The 18,449-nt window shown below is 63.3% G+C and carries 16 protein-coding genes and 1 other RNA gene; 13 read left to right on the top strand and 4 right to left on the bottom strand.

Annotation, left to right across the window (positions count from 1 at the left end):
- Window positions 1-44: 44 nt before the first annotated feature.
- On the top strand, window positions 45-965 hold the full coding sequence (locus ACR9ZC_RS21250) for an alpha/beta fold hydrolase (protein ID WP_481581825.1): 921 nt from the start codon (window positions 45-47) through the stop codon (window positions 963-965).
- Window positions 966-1,075: 110 nt separating this feature from the next.
- Here the strand turns inward: ACR9ZC_RS21250 and ssrA are convergent.
- The 4 genes from ssrA to ompA form a co-directional block, all read right to left on the bottom strand.
- Window positions 1,076-1,466: a transfer-messenger RNA gene (gene ssrA, locus ACR9ZC_RS21245) on the bottom strand.
- A 99-nt stretch (window positions 1,467-1,565) separates the two neighbouring features.
- A complete protein-coding gene (locus ACR9ZC_RS21240; RefSeq protein ID WP_481581824.1) occupies window positions 1,566-2,279 on the bottom strand; it encodes an HAD family hydrolase in 714 nt (237 codons plus the stop codon).
- Window positions 2,276-2,983 carry a bifunctional 2-polyprenyl-6-hydroxyphenol methylase/3-demethylubiquinol 3-O-methyltransferase UbiG gene (ubiG, locus tag ACR9ZC_RS21235; RefSeq protein WP_481581823.1) on the bottom strand — a complete coding sequence of 236 codons (708 nt, stop codon included), beginning with the start codon at window positions 2,981-2,983 and terminating at the stop codon, window positions 2,276-2,278. Before ubiG ends, ACR9ZC_RS21240 begins: the two co-directional genes overlap by 4 nt.
- A gap of 188 nt (window positions 2,984-3,171) precedes the next feature.
- Entirely contained in the window at window positions 3,172-3,831 is a 660-nt protein-coding gene (gene ompA / locus ACR9ZC_RS21230) for an outer membrane protein OmpA (protein ID WP_331570516.1), read from the bottom strand.
- 486 nt (window positions 3,832-4,317) lie between these two features.
- Here ompA and gyrA point away from each other — a divergent pair, with 486 nt between their 5' ends.
- From gyrA to lapB, 12 genes are all read left to right on the top strand, one after another.
- On the top strand, window positions 4,318-6,939 hold the full coding sequence (gene gyrA / locus ACR9ZC_RS21225; protein WP_331570518.1) for a DNA gyrase subunit A: 2,622 nt from the start codon (window positions 4,318-4,320) through the stop codon (window positions 6,937-6,939).
- A 40-nt stretch (window positions 6,940-6,979) separates the two neighbouring features.
- Complete coding sequence (locus tag ACR9ZC_RS21220; RefSeq protein WP_481581822.1) at window positions 6,980-7,585, top strand: DUF2059 domain-containing protein; 606 nt, start codon at window positions 6,980-6,982, stop codon at window positions 7,583-7,585.
- 191 nt (window positions 7,586-7,776) lie between these two features.
- Complete coding sequence (gene serC / locus ACR9ZC_RS21215) at window positions 7,777-8,859, top strand: 3-phosphoserine/phosphohydroxythreonine transaminase (RefSeq protein WP_331570522.1); 1,083 nt, start codon at window positions 7,777-7,779, stop codon at window positions 8,857-8,859.
- Window positions 8,860-8,931: 72 nt separating this feature from the next.
- A complete protein-coding gene (gene pheA / locus ACR9ZC_RS21210; protein WP_331570557.1) occupies window positions 8,932-10,014 on the top strand; it encodes a prephenate dehydratase in 1,083 nt (360 codons plus the stop codon).
- Window positions 10,015-10,113: 99 nt separating this feature from the next.
- The gene (gene hisC, locus ACR9ZC_RS21205) at window positions 10,114-11,226 is read left to right on the top strand and encodes a histidinol-phosphate transaminase (RefSeq protein ID WP_481581821.1); all 1,113 of its coding nucleotides are present in this window, start codon (window positions 10,114-10,116) and stop codon (window positions 11,224-11,226) included.
- An 84-nt stretch (window positions 11,227-11,310) separates the two neighbouring features.
- Window positions 11,311-12,255 (top strand): prephenate dehydrogenase, encoded by a 945-nt coding sequence (locus ACR9ZC_RS21200; protein WP_481581820.1) that lies wholly within the window; start codon window positions 11,311-11,313, stop codon window positions 12,253-12,255.
- A gap of 12 nt (window positions 12,256-12,267) precedes the next feature.
- The gene (gene aroA / locus ACR9ZC_RS21195; RefSeq protein ID WP_481581819.1) at window positions 12,268-13,581 is read left to right on the top strand and encodes a 3-phosphoshikimate 1-carboxyvinyltransferase; all 1,314 of its coding nucleotides are present in this window, start codon (window positions 12,268-12,270) and stop codon (window positions 13,579-13,581) included.
- A gap of 3 nt (window positions 13,582-13,584) precedes the next feature.
- Window positions 13,585-14,259 carry a (d)CMP kinase gene (gene cmk / locus ACR9ZC_RS21190; protein WP_331570530.1) on the top strand — a complete coding sequence of 225 codons (675 nt, stop codon included), beginning with the start codon at window positions 13,585-13,587 and terminating at the stop codon, window positions 14,257-14,259.
- A gap of 188 nt (window positions 14,260-14,447) precedes the next feature.
- Window positions 14,448-16,160: a 30S ribosomal protein S1 gene (gene rpsA, locus ACR9ZC_RS21185; RefSeq protein WP_331570532.1), complete on the top strand. Its 1,713-nt coding sequence runs from the start codon at window positions 14,448-14,450 to the stop codon at window positions 16,158-16,160.
- Between the two features lie 21 nt (window positions 16,161-16,181).
- On the top strand, window positions 16,182-16,514 hold the full coding sequence (locus ACR9ZC_RS21180) for an integration host factor subunit beta (RefSeq protein ID WP_173258764.1): 333 nt from the start codon (window positions 16,182-16,184) through the stop codon (window positions 16,512-16,514).
- A gap of 291 nt (window positions 16,515-16,805) precedes the next feature.
- Window positions 16,806-17,099 (top strand): LapA family protein, encoded by a 294-nt coding sequence (locus tag ACR9ZC_RS21175; RefSeq protein WP_331570534.1) that lies wholly within the window; start codon window positions 16,806-16,808, stop codon window positions 17,097-17,099.
- A 57-nt stretch (window positions 17,100-17,156) separates the two neighbouring features.
- Window positions 17,157-18,332, top strand: coding sequence for a lipopolysaccharide assembly protein LapB (gene lapB, locus ACR9ZC_RS21170; protein ID WP_331570536.1), 1,176 nt, complete (start codon window positions 17,157-17,159; stop codon window positions 18,330-18,332).
- Window positions 18,333-18,449: the final 117 nt, after the last annotated feature.

Here is an 18,449-nt window from a genome sequence, read left to right as displayed (position 1 = left end):
ATTTGGCTGAAAACGACCATGCCCCATCCAGGAGGAGGCGTTTCATGAATCGATTCGTTGATACGTTCGACGGAATGTACCCCTATGCACCGCACTTCCATGAAGCGCCGGGCTTTCAAATGCACTATGTGGACGAGGGGCCGCCCGATGGGCAGATTGTGCTTTGCCTGCATGGCGAGCCGACCTGGGGATTCCTATTCAGAGCGCTAATTGCAGCGTTGCGCGGCGCTTATCGCGTCGTCGTGCCGGATCATATGGGGTTTGGCAGGAGTAGCACCCCGCCGTTGCGCGACTATTGGCTGCAGGACCACATCGACAATCTGGAGCGTTTCGTCCTGGCGATGGACCTGCGCGAGATCACGCTGGTCATGCATGATTTCGGTGGGCCCGTCGGGATGGGCTTAGCGTCGCGCCACCCGGACCGCATTCGGCGAATCGTCAGCGTGAACGCGCCGACGCCGTTCGGACAGGCGACGCTCGCCGAACGATTACGCGCTAACACCGCTGTTTCACCGTGGTTTCAATGGGTGATGAAAGCCGAGTCCCAGGGGCGCCTCGATGCCGTACTACGTGAGCTCGGCTTCAACATTCTGAGTACATTGAAGCTGAACGGATTCGAGGATCATGGTGTGATAACCGACGCCTGGCTGCGCGCCTACGGCGGCCGTTTCGCAACGCCCGCCGATTGTGCGGGAGCAATCGGGTGGGCCAAAGGGTTCGCCATCGGCGCGCACCGTTTCGAGGTGCCCGACACGGCCGCGCGTCGCGCCATTTCGGCGAAGCCGGCCCTGGCCATTTGGGGAATCGCCGATCGCACGTTGCACGCCGATCATTTTCTGCCGCTCTTTAGCGAGCTTTTTCCGGGGGCGCCGATACACGAGCTCGAAGGTGTGGGGCACTACAGTCTAGAGGATGCGCCGCGAGCGATCACTGCAAGCGTCCGTTCCTTCCTCGAGCGGGCGTGATGGACTCCTGCCCGCGTCGCGCATGTCGGGCAGGATCGCGGCATCGCGATGCCTGACCGGGCGACGGTCTCTGAAAAAAAAGGTTCGGAGATCATCCGAACCTTCGGTATTGGTGGAGCCGGCGGGAATCGAACCCGCGTCCGCAAATAGTCCACAGCCAGTTCTACATACTTAGTTCAGTCATTTGATTTAACCGCACCGACGCGGACGAACACGCTTCGTTACGGCGAGTCACTTGATTTTCGGCCCTGGCAGCGTGACACCACCAAGGATTAGCTGACGTAAGAGACCTCGCTGGTCTTGCGACCCTGACCCATCAGCGAGCCAGTGCGAGGGAGACCGGTTTTAGGCGGCCTGCAGTGCGAGAGCGTCGTTAGACGCCGCGCCGAAGCGCTTCGAAAGATCGTTCGCAGTTACTTAATTCCCATTGATTTACGAGGTGACGGGTCCTCGGTATGCCCTGAACTGCTTCATTACCCACGTCGAAACCAGGTCGGCCCCTGTGTGTAGGTGGGATTATCCCACAGAACACAAGATGGTGCGGCTCGGCCGTATTTCAAGCGCTGCGCTGTCGACCCGGCGGGCACCCCGGCCGGGCCTTCACCGCAGCTCGTGCAGCAACTGCTGCAACTGTTGCGGCGAATCGACGATGTGCTGCGCGTGCCACATCGCCGGCGGCAGATCGGTGCCGCAGTATCCGTAGGCCGCCGCCACCGTGATCATGCCCGCCGCGAACCCCGCTTGCACGTCACGCAGATCGTCACCGATATAAACGATCCGCTCGGGACGCATCGCGAGGCTTTCAGCCGCGTGGAGCAGGGGGGCAGGGTGCGGCTTCGAATGAGGGGTCGTATCGCCGGAGACGACACATGCTGCGCGCGAGGCAAGTCCGAGTTGCTCGACGAGAGGCATCGTCAATCGGCCGACTTTGTTCGTGACTATGCCCCAGCGCACGTTGCGCGCATCGAGGACGTCCAGCAATTCGCCGATGCCGGGAAAGAGCGTCGTTTCGATGCAAAGGTCCGCTTCGTAATTGGCGAGAAACTCGTCGCGCATCGACGCATACCCGTGATCCTCCGGGCCGATGCCGAATGCGCCGCCGATCAAGCCGCGCGCACCGGCCGACGCCAGCGGCCGCAACGTGTCGAGCGGCACCATGTCGAGGCCCCGGTCCACTCGCATCTTGTTGACGGCAGCAACGAGATCGGGCGCCGTGTCGGCCAGCGTACCGTCGAGATCGAACAGCACGCCGCGGCACAAGCCGATCGATGCGATGCCGTCGGTCAGTTCGGGTTGGGGCGTCGGCTGACTCATGCGTCCACCTTCGCCCGGCGGCAGGCAAAAAGATAATTGACGCTCGTGTCGTCGGAGAGCATGAAATGCTTGCCAAGCGGCCGATACGTGATGCCTTTCACCTCGGCAGCGTCGAGGTTGGCCGCGCGCGCGAATGCGGCGAGTTCGGAAGGGCGGATGAAGCGTGCGTAATCGTGCGTGCCCTTGGGCAGCATTTGAGCGATATATTCCGCGCCGATGACGGCGAACAGATATGACTTGATGCTGCGGTTGAGCGTCGAGAAGAACACCCATCCGCCCTGCTTCACGAGCATGGCGCACGCCTTCACGATGGCAGCCGGATCGGGCACGTGTTCGAGCATCTCCATGCACGTGACGACATCGAAGGTGCCCGGTTCGCGTGCCGCCAGGGCCTCCGCGGCGATTTCCTCGTACTCGACGGTGATGCCGCTTTCGAGACTGTGCAGATCGGCTACGCCAAGCGCCTGCGACGAAAGATCGATGCCTTTGACCTGTGCCCCGAGGCCTGCCATCGATTCGGACAGGATGCCACCGCCGCAACCGACATCGAGCACGCGTTTGCCGGGCAGGTGCGCATGGGAGTCGATCCAGGCGAGCCGCACGGGATTCAACTCGTGCAGCGGCTTGAACTCTGCATTCGGATCCCACCAGCGATGAGCAAGATCGCTGAATTTCTGCAATTCGTGGGGATCGGCGTTGGTCATGGCGTATCGAGCGGTAACAATATTAATAGAGGGTAACAATATAAATAGACGCACACGGGCTAGGGCCGAGTATATCGGGCCCGGTGCGGCGTTAAAAGTCGCCGGCGCGGCGATGGGTCGAATCCGCGCGCCGAGCAGAAAAAAACCCCGCCGAAGCGGGGTTTTTTGAGGCTGCAGCGGACGCTGTTTTACTGAGCGTTCGTTTGCTGCGTGCCGACCACTTCGACTTCCACGCGGCGGTTCGGTGCGAGGCAGGCCTTGAGGCTTGCCGTGACCTTCTTGCCTGCGCAGTCCTTGACCGGATTGCGCTTGCCCTTGCCTTCCGTGTAGATCTTGTTCGCCGGAACACCCTTGCTGACCAAGTAGGCCTTCACGGCTTGCGCACGGCGCAGCGACAGGCGGTCGTTGTACTTGTCCGAACCGATGCGGTCCGTGTAGCCCGTTGCAACGACGACTTCCGTGTTCATGCCTTGAATCTTCGAGGCCAGATCGTCGAGCGCCTGCTTACCAGACGGCTTCAGGACGGCCTTGTCGAAGTCGAACAGCGTGTCGGCCTGATATGTGACCTTCTGGCTCGTGATGGCCGGAGCTGCCGGGGCCGGGGGAGCCGGCGGCGTCGGGGCCTGGGCGACGAGAGCGCCGTCGCACTTGGCATTCGCCGTTGCGGGCGTCCAGAATGCATCGCGCCAGCAAAGCTCGTTCGTGCCGTTCATCCACACGTATTCACCGGTGCCGTTGACCCAGTTGTCATTCGTGGCTTGTCGCGACGCCGGCACCGACTGTGCCGAAGCGGATGCAGCCATAACTGCGGTAGCTGCAATGAACGCGAGCTTTGAAAGTTTATTCATATTTCTCCTCTCGAATTTGAGATTACCGCAGGTTTACTGCGAGCCTGGATGACGAAGACAAGTCATACATTGCTCGAAGTATAACATTGGTGCGGCACAAAAAACGCCACGCCATGCGGACACTTCGAGCAGCGTCTAACCAAGTGCGTTGGCATTTTGCCATATCGTTCCCTTCTTACGAAAAAAAAATCCCGCCGCCTGGAGCCTCCCGTTTTTATTGTGGTGCGTCCGCAACAGGTAAGCGGGACGGGCTTCTCCGAGCGGTCGGCACCCGCACGATGCGTGCCAGCGGAAAAGAAAAATTTGCCTCGCGACGGCCCTAAATCGACGCCATGGCGCCCTCTTGCCGTCGCCCCGCTGGGGGAGTATGTGCGCGCTCGGGGCAGCCCCGCCCGGCATGCTAGAATCGCGTGATGCCCGGCGCCCGATGCCGGGTTGGCGGGCAACCGGCTCCCGGTTCGCTTTCGCCCCGAAAAGATACGGATAATGGATCAATTCGCCAAAGAGACTCTGCCCATCTCCCTCGAGGAGGAAATGCGCCGTTCGTACATCGAGTACGCGATGAGCGTAATCGTCGGACGTGCGCTTCCCGACGTTCGGGACGGCCTCAAACCCGTGCATCGGCGCGTGCTCTACGCGATGCACGAACTCAACAACGACTGGAACCGCGCCTATAAGAAGTCCGCGCGTATCGTGGGCGACGTGATCGGTAAATACCATCCGCACGGCGACCAGGCGGTATACGACACGATCGTGCGCATGGCGCAGAATTTTTCGTTGCGCTACATGCTCGTGGACGGGCAGGGCAACTTCGGCTCGGTCGACGGCGACAACGCCGCAGCCATGCGGTACACGGAAATCCGCATGGCGAAGATCGGGCACGAGCTGCTCGCGGATATCGACAAGGAAACGGTCGATTTCGGCCCGAACTACGACGGCAGTGAAAACGAGCCGCTCATCCTGCCCGCGCGCATTCCGAACCTGCTCATCAACGGTTCGTCGGGCATCGCCGTCGGCATGGCGACCAACATCCCGCCCCACAATCTCGGCGAAGTCGTCGATGCCTGCCAGCATCTGCTGAAGGATCCGGGCGCGAGCCTCGACGAGCTCATCGAGATCGTGCCGGCGCCCGACTTTCCGACGGGCGGCATCATCTACGGCGTGGCCGGCGTGCGCGACGGCTATCGCACGGGCCGCGGACGCGTGGTCATGCGCGCGCAGACGCACTTCGAGGAAATCGATCGCGGCCAGCGCATGGCGATCATCGTCGACGAGCTGCCGTACCAGGTGAACAAGCGCTCGCTGCTCGAGCGCATCGCCGAGCTCGTCAACGAGAAGAAGATCGAGGGCATCTCCGATATTCGCGACGAGTCGGACAAGAGCGGCATGCGTGTCGTCATCGAGCTGAAGCGCGGCGAGGTGCCGGAAGTCGTCCTCAACAATCTGTACAAGGCGACGCAGCTGCAGGACACGTTCGGCATCAATATGGTTGCGCTCGTCGACGGCCAGCCGAAGCTGCTCAACCTGAAGGAAATGCTCCAGGCATTCCTCTCGCACCGGCGGGAGGTGCTGACGCGGCGCACCGTATATGAGTTGCGCAAGGCTCGCGAGCGCGGCCACGTGCTCGAAGGCCTGGCGGTCGCGCTGGCCAACATCGACGAGTTCATCTCGATCATCAAGGCCGCGCCGACACCGCCGATCGCGAAGCAGGAATTGATGGCGCGAGCCTGGGATTCGTCGCTCGTGCGCGACATGCTCGCGCGCGCCGAAACCGAGAATGCAGCCGCGGGCGGGCGCGAGGCCTACCGGCCGGAAGGGCTCAACCCGGCCTTCGGCATGCAGGCGGACGGCCTTTACAAGCTCTCCGATACGCAGGCTCAGGAAATCCTGCAGATGCGTCTGCAGCGCTTGACGGGCCTCGAGCAGGACAAGATCATCGGCGAGTACCGCGAAGTGATGGCCCAGATCGCCGATCTGCTCGACATCCTCGCGCGCCCGGAACGCATTACGGCAATCATCGGCGACGAGCTGGCGGCGGTGAAGGCCGAGTTCGGCGACGCGCGCCGTTCGCGTATCGAACTCAATGCGACCGAGCTCAACACCGAAGATCTGATCACGCCGCAGGACATGGTGGTGACGATGTCGCACGCGGGGTACGTGAAGTCGCAGCCGCTTTCCGAGTATCGGGCGCAAAAACGCGGCGGGCGCGGCAAGCAGGCCACGCAGATGAAAGAGGACGACTGGATCGACACGCTCTTCATCGCGAACACCCACGACCACATCCTGTGCTTCTCGAACCGCGGCCGCGTCTACTGGGTCAAGGTCTACGAGGTGCCGCAGGGCTCGCGCAATTCGCGCGGCCGTCCGATCGTGAACATGTTCCCGCTGCAAGATGGCGAGAAGATCAACGTCGTGCTGCCGGTCAAGGAGTTCTCGGCCGACAAGTACGTCTTCATGGCGACATCCCTCGGCACGGTCAAAAAGACGCCGCTCGAGGCTTTCAGCAGACCATTGCGCAAAGGTATCATTGCGGTCGGTCTCGACGAAGGCGATTTCCTGATCGGCGCGGCCATCACGGACGGCCAGCACGACGTCATGCTCTTTTCCGATGCCGGCAAGGCCGTGCGGTTCGACGAGAACGACGTGCGCCCGATGGGCCGCGAGGCGCGAGGCGTACGCGGCATGCAGCTCGAAGAGGGGCAGCAGGTGATCGCGATGCTCGTCGCGGGCAGCGGGGAGCAGTCGGTGCTGACCGCAACCGAAAACGGGTTCGGCAAGCGCACGCCGATCACGGAGTACACGCGCCACGGCCGCGGCACGAAGGGCATGATCGCGATTCAGACCTCGGAGCGCAACGGCCGGGTGGTGGCCGCCACGCTCGTCGACCCCGAAAGCCAGATCATGCTGATCACGACGACGGGTGTGCTGATTCGCACGCGCGTTGCCGAGATCCGCGAGATGGGGCGGGCCACGCAGGGTGTTACACTCATCAGCCTTGACGAGGGCACGAAGCTTTCGGGCCTGCAGCAGATCGCGGAAGCCGACGCGGATGTCGAAGTGGACGCGGCACCGGCTGAAGACGCAAACGGCGAAGACGGCGAAGTCTGATCGAACGCCGGAACCGAATTAATTTTTAGAGGGAGTGACGATGCAACGACGTTTCAAACAATGGATGCTGCTGGCCGCCTTTGTGCCGACCTTTGCCATGGCGCAGGCTCTGTCGACGCAGAGCTCGGCACCGTCCACGACGACAGCCGCCGCTGCGAACGATCCGGCCAAGCAGGCTGCGATCAAGGAACTGCTCGCCGCCATCGACGCGCAAAAGCTCGTCGGCGCCATCGCCAACAGCGCGCAGATGCAGGCCAAGCAGCTCGTGCCGGCGATCCTCTCGGACGCGCTGTCGGAGAACAAGTCGCTGAACGACAAGCAAAAGCAGGCAGCCGTGCCGACGTTGCAAAAGAATGCGGTGCCGAAGCTCGTCGACTCCGCGGGCCAGGTGTTCGCGACGGACTCGTTCCGCAACAACGCGATGCAAGCGCAATACGATGCGTACGGTAAGTACTACACGACGCAGGAAATCAAGGACCTCACGACGTTCTACAAGAGCCCGACGGGTCACAAGTTCATCGAAGTCCAGGACCAGGTGGGCCGCGACGTCGTGAACGGCTTGATGCAGAAGTACATGCCGCAATCGATCAAGGCAACGCGCGACCAGGCCGACAAGGAAGTGGCGTCGGTCAAGCCGGGCAAGTAAGTCGCCTGAGTTTCGGCGCCGGCAAGCCGCCGGCGTGCCTCCCCGAGCGGGCACGCTTTGGCGGCTTTCGAGCGACGATGCGATAATGGCCGTTTGCGCGACATGCGCGAACGGCCATTATCTATTTCCGACCCGTGCGGCCCAATCGAATGGTGTTCGCCGCCGTGTCTCACTCCCCAGGGGTTTCAACGATGCGCGTCTTCAACTTCTCCGCCGGTCCTGCGGCGTTGCCGGAGGAAGTGTTGCGCCAGGCGGCCGACGAGATGCTCGATTGGCGCGGCAGCGGCATGAGCGTGATGGAAATGAGCCATCGCGGGCGCGAGTTCGTATCGATTCACGAAGAGGCGCTCGTCGATTTGCGCGAATTGCTCGAGGTGCCGGCCAGCCACCATATTCTCTACATGCAGGGCGGCGGCCTGGCCGAGAATGCGATCGTGCCGATGAATCTGCTCGGCGCGCGCAAGACGGCCGATTTCGTCATCACCGGTTCGTGGTCGCAAAAGTCGTTCAAGGAAGCGGGCAAGTACTGCACGCCGCATCTCGCGGCGAGCGGGCAGACGGAGGACGGATTCACGCGCGCGCCGCGGCGCGCCGAGTGGCAGCTTTCGGACGATCCCGCCTATGTGCATTTGTGCACGAACGAGACGATTCACGGCGTCGAGACCTTCGATATTCCCGATCTCGGCGATATCCCGCTCGTTGCGGACGTCTCCTCGCATGTTCTTTCCCGCCCGCTCGACGTTGCCAAATTCGGGGTGATGTTCGGCGGCGCGCAAAAGAACATCGGCATGGCCGGCGTGACACTCGTCGTCGTGCGTGAGGATCTGCTCGAGCGCTCGCTCGCGATCTGCCCGTCGGCCTTCGAATGGAAGACCGTGGCGGCCAACAATTCGATGTACAACACGCCGCCCACATACGCGATCTACATCGCGGGGCTCGTGTTCAAGTGGCTCAAGCGCCAAGGCGGTATCCGGGCGATGGAGGCGCGCAATCTCGCGAAGTCGAAGCTGCTTTACGACACGATCGACGCGAGCGACTTCTATATCAACAAGGTGGAGCCCGGCTCTCGCTCGAGGATGAACGTGCCGTTCTTCCTTGCCGACGAGTCGCGCAACGAGGATTTCCTGGCCGGCGCCAAAGCGCGCGGCTTGATGCAGCTGAAGGGTCACAAGTCCGTCGGCGGCATGCGGGCATCGATCTACAACGCGGTGCCGCTCGAGGGCGTCGAAGCGCTCGTCGAGTACATGTTGGAATTCGAACAGTCCCGCGCTTGAGAAGGCGCGGGTAACGGGAAGCCGGCGCGCCGCCGCACGCGCGCGCCGACTTTCGATATGGCCGTTTCACGCATGGACGACGAACTCAATTCAAGATTGAAACCGCTGCGCGACCGCATCGATGAAATCGATGCGCAACTGATCGCGCTGCTCAACCAGCGCGCGGCGATCGCGCTCGAAGTGGGCGAGGTGAAGAAGCACTACAACGCGCCGGTGTTCCGCCCGGAGCGCGAACAGCAGGTGATCGCGCGGCTGCAGTCGATGAGCGCGGGGCCACTCGTCGACGAACATATCAGTGCCATCTGGCGCGAGATCATGGCCGCGAGCCGCGCGCTCGAGCGTCCGATCATGACGGCGTTTCTCGGGCCGGCCGGCACGTATAGCGAAGAGGCGATGCACGAGTATTTCGGTCATTCGATCGAAGGGCTGCCGTGTCTGTCGATCGACGAAGTGTTCCGTGCCGTCGAGGCAGGCGCCGCCGAGTTCGGCGTCGTGCCCGCCGAGAATTCGAGCGAAGGCGCGGTTTCGCGCACGCTCGATCTACTCTTGCAGACGCAGCTTTCCATCGGCGGCGAAATCGCACTGCCGATTCACCACAATCTGCTCACGCAAAGCGGCGGCACCGACGGTGTCACCCGCGTATGCGCGCACGCGCAGGCACTTGCGCAATGCCAGCGCTGGCTCGCGACGCACTTGCCGCACGTCGAGCGGCAAGCGGTGTCGAGCAATGCCGAGGCCGCGCGCATCGCGGCGGCCGATGCGAGCGTTGCCGCGATCGCGGGCGACCGCGCGGCCGCGCGCTATGGCCTGCAGGCCGCGTTTGCGCTGATTCAAGACGATCCGCATAACCGCACGCGCTTCGTCGTGATCGGGCGCGCACCAGCGGGGCAAAGCGGGCTTGACCAGACTTCGCTGATCGTTTCGGTCAAGAACGAGCCGGGTGCCGTATTCAAGTTGCTCGAGCCGCTTGCGCGGCATGGCGTCTCGATGACGCGCTTCGAATCGCGGCCCGCACGTGTCGGAACGTGGGAGTACTACTTCTATATCGACGTCGAAGGCCATCGTGAGGACGCGCCCGTTGCCGCGGCGCTCGCCGAGCTCGAGAAAAAAGCGGCTTTTCTCAAGATCCTGGGCTCGTATCCGCGCGCGCGCTGACGCGGTGAACGCGTGGCCACCGAGGCGGCCGGCCACGCGCACCGAGAGCGACCCAATCGTATTCTTATGACACGCAGCATCGCCCGTTTGGAGACTTTCATGACCACGCAATACGGCCCTTCCTATGTGCGCCAGATCGCCCCCTATATCGCCGGCAAGCCGATCTCCGAGGTTGCGCGCGAATTCGGGCTCGACGAGGCGCGCATCGTGAAGCTGGCGTCGAACGAAAACCCGCTCGGCATGCCGGACGCGGCCAAGACCGCAATGGCGCGGGCCGTCGAGGAACTGGGACGCTACCCGGATTCGAATGCATTCGAATTAAAGGCCGCGATCAGCGCGCGCTACGGCGTGCCGGCCGATTGGATCACGCTCGGCAACGGCAGCAATGACATTCTCGAGCTCGCGGCGCATGCGTTCGTGGAAAAAGGGCAATCGGTCGTCTATGCCCAGTATTCGTTTGCGGTCTATGCGCTCGCCACGCAAGGCCTCGGTGCGCGCGCGATCGTGGTCCCCGCCGTCGAGTACGGTCATGACCTGGATGCAATGCTGAGCGCGATCGAGCCCGATACGCGGCTCGTGTTCATCGCGAACCCCAACAATCCGACCGGTACCTTCGTCGAGGGGCCGGTACTCGAGAAGTTTCTCGATAAGGTGCCCAAGAGCGTCGTCGTCGTGCTCGACGAGGCCTACACCGAATATTTGCCCGCCGAGAAGCGTTACAACTCGATCGAGTGGGTACGCCGCTATCCGAACCTGCTCGTTTCGCGCACCTTTTCCAAGGCGTATGGACTCGCGGGTTTGCGCATCGGCCTCGCCATCGCCCAACCGCCGCTGACCGATCTCCTGAACCGCCTGCGTCAGCCTTTCAACGTCAACACCGTTGCGCAGGCCGCAGCGATCGCCGCGCTCGGCGACACGGCGTTCCTCGAGAAGAGCGCCGCGCTCAACGCGGCGGGCTACCGCCAGCTGACGCAGGCGTTCGAAAAGCTCGGTCTCGAATATGTGCCTTCGTTCGGCAACTTCGTGCTCGTACGCGTAGGCCACGACGATGGCGCGGGTGCGCGCGTGAACCTTGCGCTGCTCAAGCAAGGCGTGATCGTGAGGCCCGTCGGCAACTATGGTTTGCCGCAATGGCTGCGCGTGACGGTCGGCCTGCCGGAGGAAAACGCCGCGTTCATCGCCGCGCTCGAGAAGGCACTTGCGCCGGCCTGAGCCGGCGCGCCGCGTGTTGCGCTGTGCCGCCCCGCTCGGAGCGGCAGGCGCTAAGAGTTTGATGTTTCATTTTTTCGGACGGTCGTGGGCACCTTCTTTTTCGACAAACTGGTGATTTTCGGTGTGGGCCTGATCGGCGGCTCGCTCGCTCGCGCCTTGCGCGAACGCGGCGGGGTGGGCGGCGCACGTACGATCGTGGGCGTGGGCCGCTCCCTTGCATCGGCCGAACGGGCTCGCGCGCTCGGTGTCGTCGACGAGACGGCCGCGCTCGACGATGACGCCGAATTGGCTCGCGCGCTCGCCGGCGCGGATTTCGTTTTGCTCGCGGCGCCGGTGGCGCAGACCGCGCCGCTCCTGGCACGGATCGCGCCGTTTCTCGATCCCGGGACGCTCGTGACCGACGCGGGCAGCACCAAGGGCGATGTCGTCGCAGCGGCGCGCGCCGCGCTGAGTACCCGTATCGCGCAGTTCGTGCCCGGGCATCCCATCGCAGGCCGCGAATCGAGCGGCGTCGAGGCGGCATTGCCCGATCTCTATGTCGGACGCAACGTCGTGCTGTGTCCGCTGCCCGAGAATCGGGCGCAGGACGTGGCACGCGTGGAGGCGCTTTGGCTCGCGGCGGGCGCGCGCGTTCGCACGATGCAAGCCGAGCAGCACGATCGCGTGCTGGCATCGGTGAGCCACCTGCCGCATTTGCTCTCGTTCGCACTTGTCGAGCAAATTCTCGGCGCGCCCGATGCGGCGCTCAAGTTCTCGTTTGCCGCCGGCGGGTTCCGGGATTTCACGCGGATCGCCGCGTCGAGCCCGGAGATGTGGCGCGATGTCTGCCTGGCGAACGCGACGGCGCTCGTCGCGGAGCTCGATGCCTACACGGCCGTGCTCGCACGCTTGCGGGCGGCGATTGTCTCCGGCGACGGCGCTGCGCTCGAAGCGGTGTTCGCACGCTCGCGCGAAGCACGCACCGAATGGCAGGAACGCGGCGCGCAAACCGTGGCGGCGCGGCCCCACGGCGACCTCGCTCCGGAATAAACAGGAACGGCTATGGACTATCTCGATCTTGGACCGTACCCGCATGCGCGGGGCACGGTTCGTTTGCCCGGCTCGAAAAGCATCTCGAACCGCGTGCTGCTCTTGGCCGCGCTCGCCGAAGGCGAGACGACGATCTCGAATCTGCTCGACTCCGACGACACGCGCGTGATGCTCGACGCGCTCGCGAAGCTCGGCGTGAAGTACACGCGCGACGGCGATCGGTGCGTGGTGCAGGGCACACGCGGCGCGTTCACGGCGAAAACGGCCGATCTTTTTCTCGGTAATGCCGGCACGGCCGTGCGTCCGCTCACGGCGGCGCTGGCCGTCAACGGCGGCGATTATCGCGTGCATGGCGTGCCGCGCATGCACGAGCGGCCGATCGGCGATCTCGTGGATGGGCTGCGGCAAATCGGTGCGCGTATCGATTACGAGGCGAACGAGGGCTATCCGCCGCTGCGGATTCGTCCCGCGGCGCTCAGCGTCGAAGCGCCGATCACCGTGCGCGGCGACGTGTCGAGCCAGTTTCTGACCGCGCTTTTGATGGCGCTGCCGCTCGTGCGCACGAAAAGCGGCACGACGATCGTCGAAGTCGACGGCGAGCTGATCTCGAAACCCTATATCGAGATCACGATACGACTCATGGCGCGCTTCGGTGTGACCGTCGAGCGCGAAGACTGGCGGCGGTTCACGGTGCCGTCGGGAGTGCGCTATCAGTCGCCCGGCTCGATCGCCGTCGAAGGCGACGCGTCGTCCGCCTCGTACTTCCTGGCGGCGGGTGCGCTCGGCGGCGGGCCGGTGGGTGTCGTGGGCGTGGGCAGCGCCAGCATTCAGGGCGATGTGGCTTTCGCCCAGGCACTCGCGCGCATGGGCGCCAACGTGGCGATGGGCGAAGACTGGATCGAGATCCGGGGGATCGGCCATGACCACGGCCGTCTCGAAGCGATCGAAATGGACTGCAATCTCATTCCCGATGCCGCGATGACGCTCGCCATTGCGGCGCTCGCGGCCGACGGGACGACGCGGCTCACCAACATCGGGAGCTGGCGTGTGAAGGAAACGGACCGCATCGCGGCGATGGCGACGGAATTGCGCAAGCTCGGCGCGAATGTGCAAGAAGGGCCGGACTGGCTGGCCGTCACACCGCCCGCGTCAGGGCGCCTCGTGCCGAATGCGGCGATCGACACGTACGACGATCACCGCATGGCGATGTGCTTTTCGCTCGTGAGCCTGATCGGTGCGCCCGTGCGCATCAACGACCCCAAATGCGTCGCCAAGACGTTCCCCGATTACTTCGACCGCTTCAAGACGCTGGTCGCCCCCGATTGATCGATGAAACCGACCCGTCCCTTTCACCAGACCCCTGTCATTGCCATCGACGGGCCGACCGCCTCGGGCAAGGGCACAGTGGCCGCGCTCGTCGCGGCAAAGCTCGGATTTCACTTGCTCGACAGCGGCGCGCTTTATCGGCTCGCGGCACTGGCGAGCCTGCGCTACCAGGTGCCCACGGATGCCGCCGAGGCGCTCGCCGACCTCGTCGACGGCCTGCATATCACGTTCCGGGAGGGCTGCGCGCAGCTCGACGGGATCGACGTGTCCAACGAAATCCGCGCGGAGGAAGTCGGCAATCGGGCGTCGGCCATCGCGGTGCACCAGCCCGTGCGCGCGGCGCTGGTCGCCCGCCAGCGCGCGTTTCGCAGGGAACCCGGGCTCGTGGCCGATGGCCGCGATATGGGGACGGTGATCTTCCCTGATGCGGGATTAAAGGTGTTCCTGACCGCGAGCGTGGAGGCACGCGCGGCGCGCCGGTATAAGCAATTGATCCAAAAAGGGTTTTCTGCTAATATGGATGACTTGCTCCGGGATTTGCGCGAGCGCGATGCGCGCGATACGAATCGCACGGTCGCGCCGCTCGCTCCCGCGGCGGATGCGAAGCTGCTCGATACTTCGGCGCTCACGGTCGACCAGGCGGTCGAACAAGTGGTGCAATGGTACCGGGCGCTGTAGTACCGAGTAGGTGCTTTAGTAGTCTCGAGTTGTCGTCAGGTGTTTGGCGGGGCCGCTTCGGCGGTGTCGCGAAACGTTGTATCAACCCTTAACCCCGTATGGCGTATGCCGTGCCGCGGCGCGCCGGTCCCAGGCAAACGGAACGTGGACCGCGTGAGGCAGAGCGAAGCCATGCTTTTACGATTTTTATGTCCGACCTGCAAACCTCCAACCCGATTACCGAATCCTTTGCGGCTCTGTTCGAAGAGTCGCTGACCAAGCAAGACATGCGCGCCGGCGAAGTGATCTCCGCCGAAGTCGTGCGTGTCGACCACAACTTCGTGGTCGTCAACGCGGGTCTCAAGTCCGAAGCCTACATTCCGCTCGAAGAATTCCTGAACGACGCGGGCGAGGTAGAAGTGCAGGCGGGCGACTTCGTTTCGGTCGCGATCGACGCGCTCGAAAACGGATATGGCGACACGATCCTGTCGCGCGACAAGGCGAAGCGCCTCGCTTCGTGGCTGTCGCTGGAAAAGGCGCTCGACAACAACGAGCTCGTGACCGGCACGATCACCGGCAAGGTCAAGGGCGGCATGACCGTCATGGTCAACGGCATCCGCGCGTTCCTGCCCGGTTCGCTCGTCGACACGCGCCCTGTCAAGGATACGACTCCTTACGAAGGCAAGACGCTCGAATTCCGCGTCATCAAGCTCGATCGCAAGCGTAACAACGTGGTGCTGTCGCGCCGCGCGGTGATCGAAGCGACGCAGGGCGAAGAGCGCGCGAAGCTGCTCGAGACGCTCAAGGAAGGCGCCATCGTCAACGGCGTGGTCAAGAACATCACCGATTACGGCGCGTTCGTAGACTTGGGCGGCATCGACGGTCTGCTGCACATCACCGATATCGCGTGGCGCCGCGTGCGTCACCCGAGCGAAGTGTTGTCGGTCGGCCAGGAAGTCACGGCGAAGATCCTCAAGTTCGACCAGGAAAAGAACCGCGTTTCGCTCGGCATCAAGCAACTGGGCGACGATCCGTGGGAAGGCATCTCGCGCCGTTACCCGTCGGGCACGCGTCTGTTCGGCAAGGTCACGAACATCACCGACTACGGCGCGTTCGTCGAAGTGGAGTCGGGCATCGAAGGCCTCGTCCACGTGTCGGAAATGGACTGGACGAACAAGAACGTCGCCCCGTCGAAGGTGGTCCAGCTCGGCGACGAAGTCGAAGTCATGGTGCTCGAGATCGACGAAGACCGTCGCCGTATCAGCCTCGGCATGAAGCAGTGCAAGCCGAATCCGTGGGACGACTTCAGCCGCAACTTCAAGAAGGGCGACAAGATCAGCGGTGCGATCAAGTCGATTACCGATTTCGGCGTCTTCATCGGTCTGCCGGGCGGTATCGACGGGCTCGTGCATCTGTCCGACCTCTCGTGGAGCGAAACCGGCGAAGAGGCGGTCCGCAAGTACAAGAAGGGCGACGAAGTCGAAGCTGTCGTGCTCGGTATCGACGTCGAGAAAGAGCGCATTTCGCTCGGCATCAAGCAACTCGAAGGCGATCCGTTCAGCAACTTCGTGGCGATGAACGACAAGGGTTCGATCGTCGACGGCACGGTGAAGGCCGTGGACGCCAAGGGTGCCGTGGTGGCGCTTTCGACCGAAGTCGAAGGCTATCTGCGCGCGTCCGAAATCGCACAAGACCGCGTGGAAGATGCGCGCAATGTGCTGAAGGAAGGCGACAAGGTCAACGCGATGATCATCAACATCGATCGCAAGTCGCGTGGTATCAACCTGTCGATCAAGGCGAAGGACTCGGCCGAGCAGCAAGAAGCGATGCGCGGACTGGCAGCTGATTCGGGTTCCGCGGCTTCGGGCACGACGAACCTTGGCGCGTTGCTGAAAGCCAAGCTCGACGGTCAGAACCAGTAAGCCTGAGAGGTTTGCCGCAGCATGACCAAATCGGAATTGGTCGCCCAGTTGGCAGCGCGATTTCCGCAACTTGTCCTCAAGGATGCGGATTTCGCGGTGAAGACGATGCTCGATGCGATGTCGGAGGCGTTGGCCAAGGGCCATCGCATCGAAATTCGGGGCTTCGGCAGCTTTGGCCTGAATCGGCGCCCGTCTCGCGTGGGACGCAATCCGAAATCGGGGGAGAAGGTGCTCGTGCCCGAAAAGCACGTGCCGCATTTCAAGCCCGGCAAGGAACTGCGTGAACGGGTGGACCGTCGTGCGGGCGAGCCGCTGAAAGCGGTCGAGGCCGACGACGCCGACGATACGCTTTGACAGGTGCGACAAGCACGGCCAAGGAAAGATGAAAAGCGCCTTCGGGCGCTTTTTCTTTTGAGGCTGGCATTTGCCGGCGATGCGGCCTTTCACGCCTGGGCTGGTCCCACGAGCGCCGGTCGTGGTTGGAGGCTCGTATGCCATGGCGGAGCGCGATCCTGTTCCGATAACCCGCCGCGACGGCTGGCCGAAGCTTTCCTTTACAATACGGGGCGTTTCTCCGCCCGACAACGCGCCACCGCCGTTATCGTGCGCGTGTCAGGCACGTGGTGTTCCCTCGAGAGAGCCTTTATGAAATTGATCGTCTGGCTGGTTCGCGCGTTCGTCTTCGTGCTGTTGCTGGTACTCGCGCTCGCCAATACGCAAAACGCTACGCTGAATTTCCTGGCCGGCTACGCGTGGCAAGCACCTTTGATCTTGATCGGCTTGGCCTTTTTTGGCGTCGGACTGCTGGCGGGGCTCGTATCGGCATTTCCCGGCCTGGTCCGTCTGAAACTGGAAAACGGCCGCCTCAAGCGCGACTTGCGCGTTGCGCGCGAAGCGCCGCCGGTGGCGAGCGAGCCGCCGTTGCCGCCGGTCGTCTGATGGCCGCATCGAGCCGATTGCCCTAACACGCACTTTCTTCGCATCGCCCGCCCTCGCATGGATCTCGATTTCTGGTGGCTGTTGACCATCCCCGTGGCGTTCGCGCTCGGCTGGGTGGCGGCGCGCTACGATTTGAAGACACTCCTCTCGGAGAGTGCCAATCTGCCGCGGTCGTATTTTCGCGGTCTCAATTTCCTGCTCAACGAGCAGCCCGATCAGGCCATCGATGCGTTCATCGAGGTGGTCAAGCTCGATCCCGAAACGATCGAGCTGCATTTCGCGCTCGGCAATCTGTTTCGCCGCCGCGGTGAGACCGATCGTGCGATTCGTATCCATCAGAACCTGCTGAGCCGCGTCGATTTGCCCGCGAACGAGCGCGACCACGCACTTTTCGAACTCGGCCAGGATTTTCTCAAAGCGGGTCTGCTCGACCGCGCCGAAGAGACGCTCGCCCATCTGGAAAGCGGCGAGCACGCGCTCGGCGCGCAGCGTGCGCTGCTGACGATCTACGAGATCGAAAAGGAATGGACGAAGGCGATCAAGATCGCGGAGAAGCTGGAATCGATGGGCGCGAGCCCGCTCGGCAAGGAGATCGCGCAGTTCCACTGCGAGCTTGCGCAAGAAGCCCTTGCGCGCAACGAGCCGCGCGCGGCAGCCGACGAACTGGCGCTCGCGCTCAAGGCCAACCCCCAAAACGTGCGCGCGACGATCCTGGCGGGCGATGTGGCATGCGCGGCGGGACAGCATGAAGCGGCCATCGAAGCCTGGCGTCGCGTGGAAGAGCAGAATCCGGTCTATTTGCCGCTCGTTGCCGAAAAGCTGATGAAGGCCTACCAGGCGCTCTCGCGTGCCGAACAAGGCGCGGCGTTGCTGACGGAATACGTGGAGCGCTTCGGCTCGAGCGATCTGCTCGACGTCGTCTACCCGTACGTGGCCGAGCTGCGCGGGCCCGAGGCCGCGCATACGCTCGCGCGCGCGCAAATGCAGGCAGCGCCCAATCTAGCGGGCATGATGCGCCTGATCGAAGCGCAGATGACGACGGCCGAGGAGCCGCGGCGCAGCGAGCTCGCGTTGATCAGGACGCTCGTCAAGCAACGCACCAAGAATCTGCCGCGATATACATGCCAAAATTGCGGCTTCCGCGCGCGCCTTTTTTACTGGCAGTGTCCGGGGTGCAGCGGCTGGGAAACTTATGCGCCGCGCCGCGTCGAGCCGATCGCCACACCGCAGTGATGCGGGCGGCGAAGCAGGCCATGACGCTTTAGCGAGGCGCGGCAGCGTCTGCAGTCGAAAGAGCCTCATGCAATTCGGGCGCGTGCGCCCGCGCCGGCGCGCGTTCGAGCGCCGGCA

This window comes from Trinickia sp. HAY1-2D, from assembly GCF_056754935.1.
This window is presented reverse-complemented; position numbering and strand designations above follow the sequence as displayed.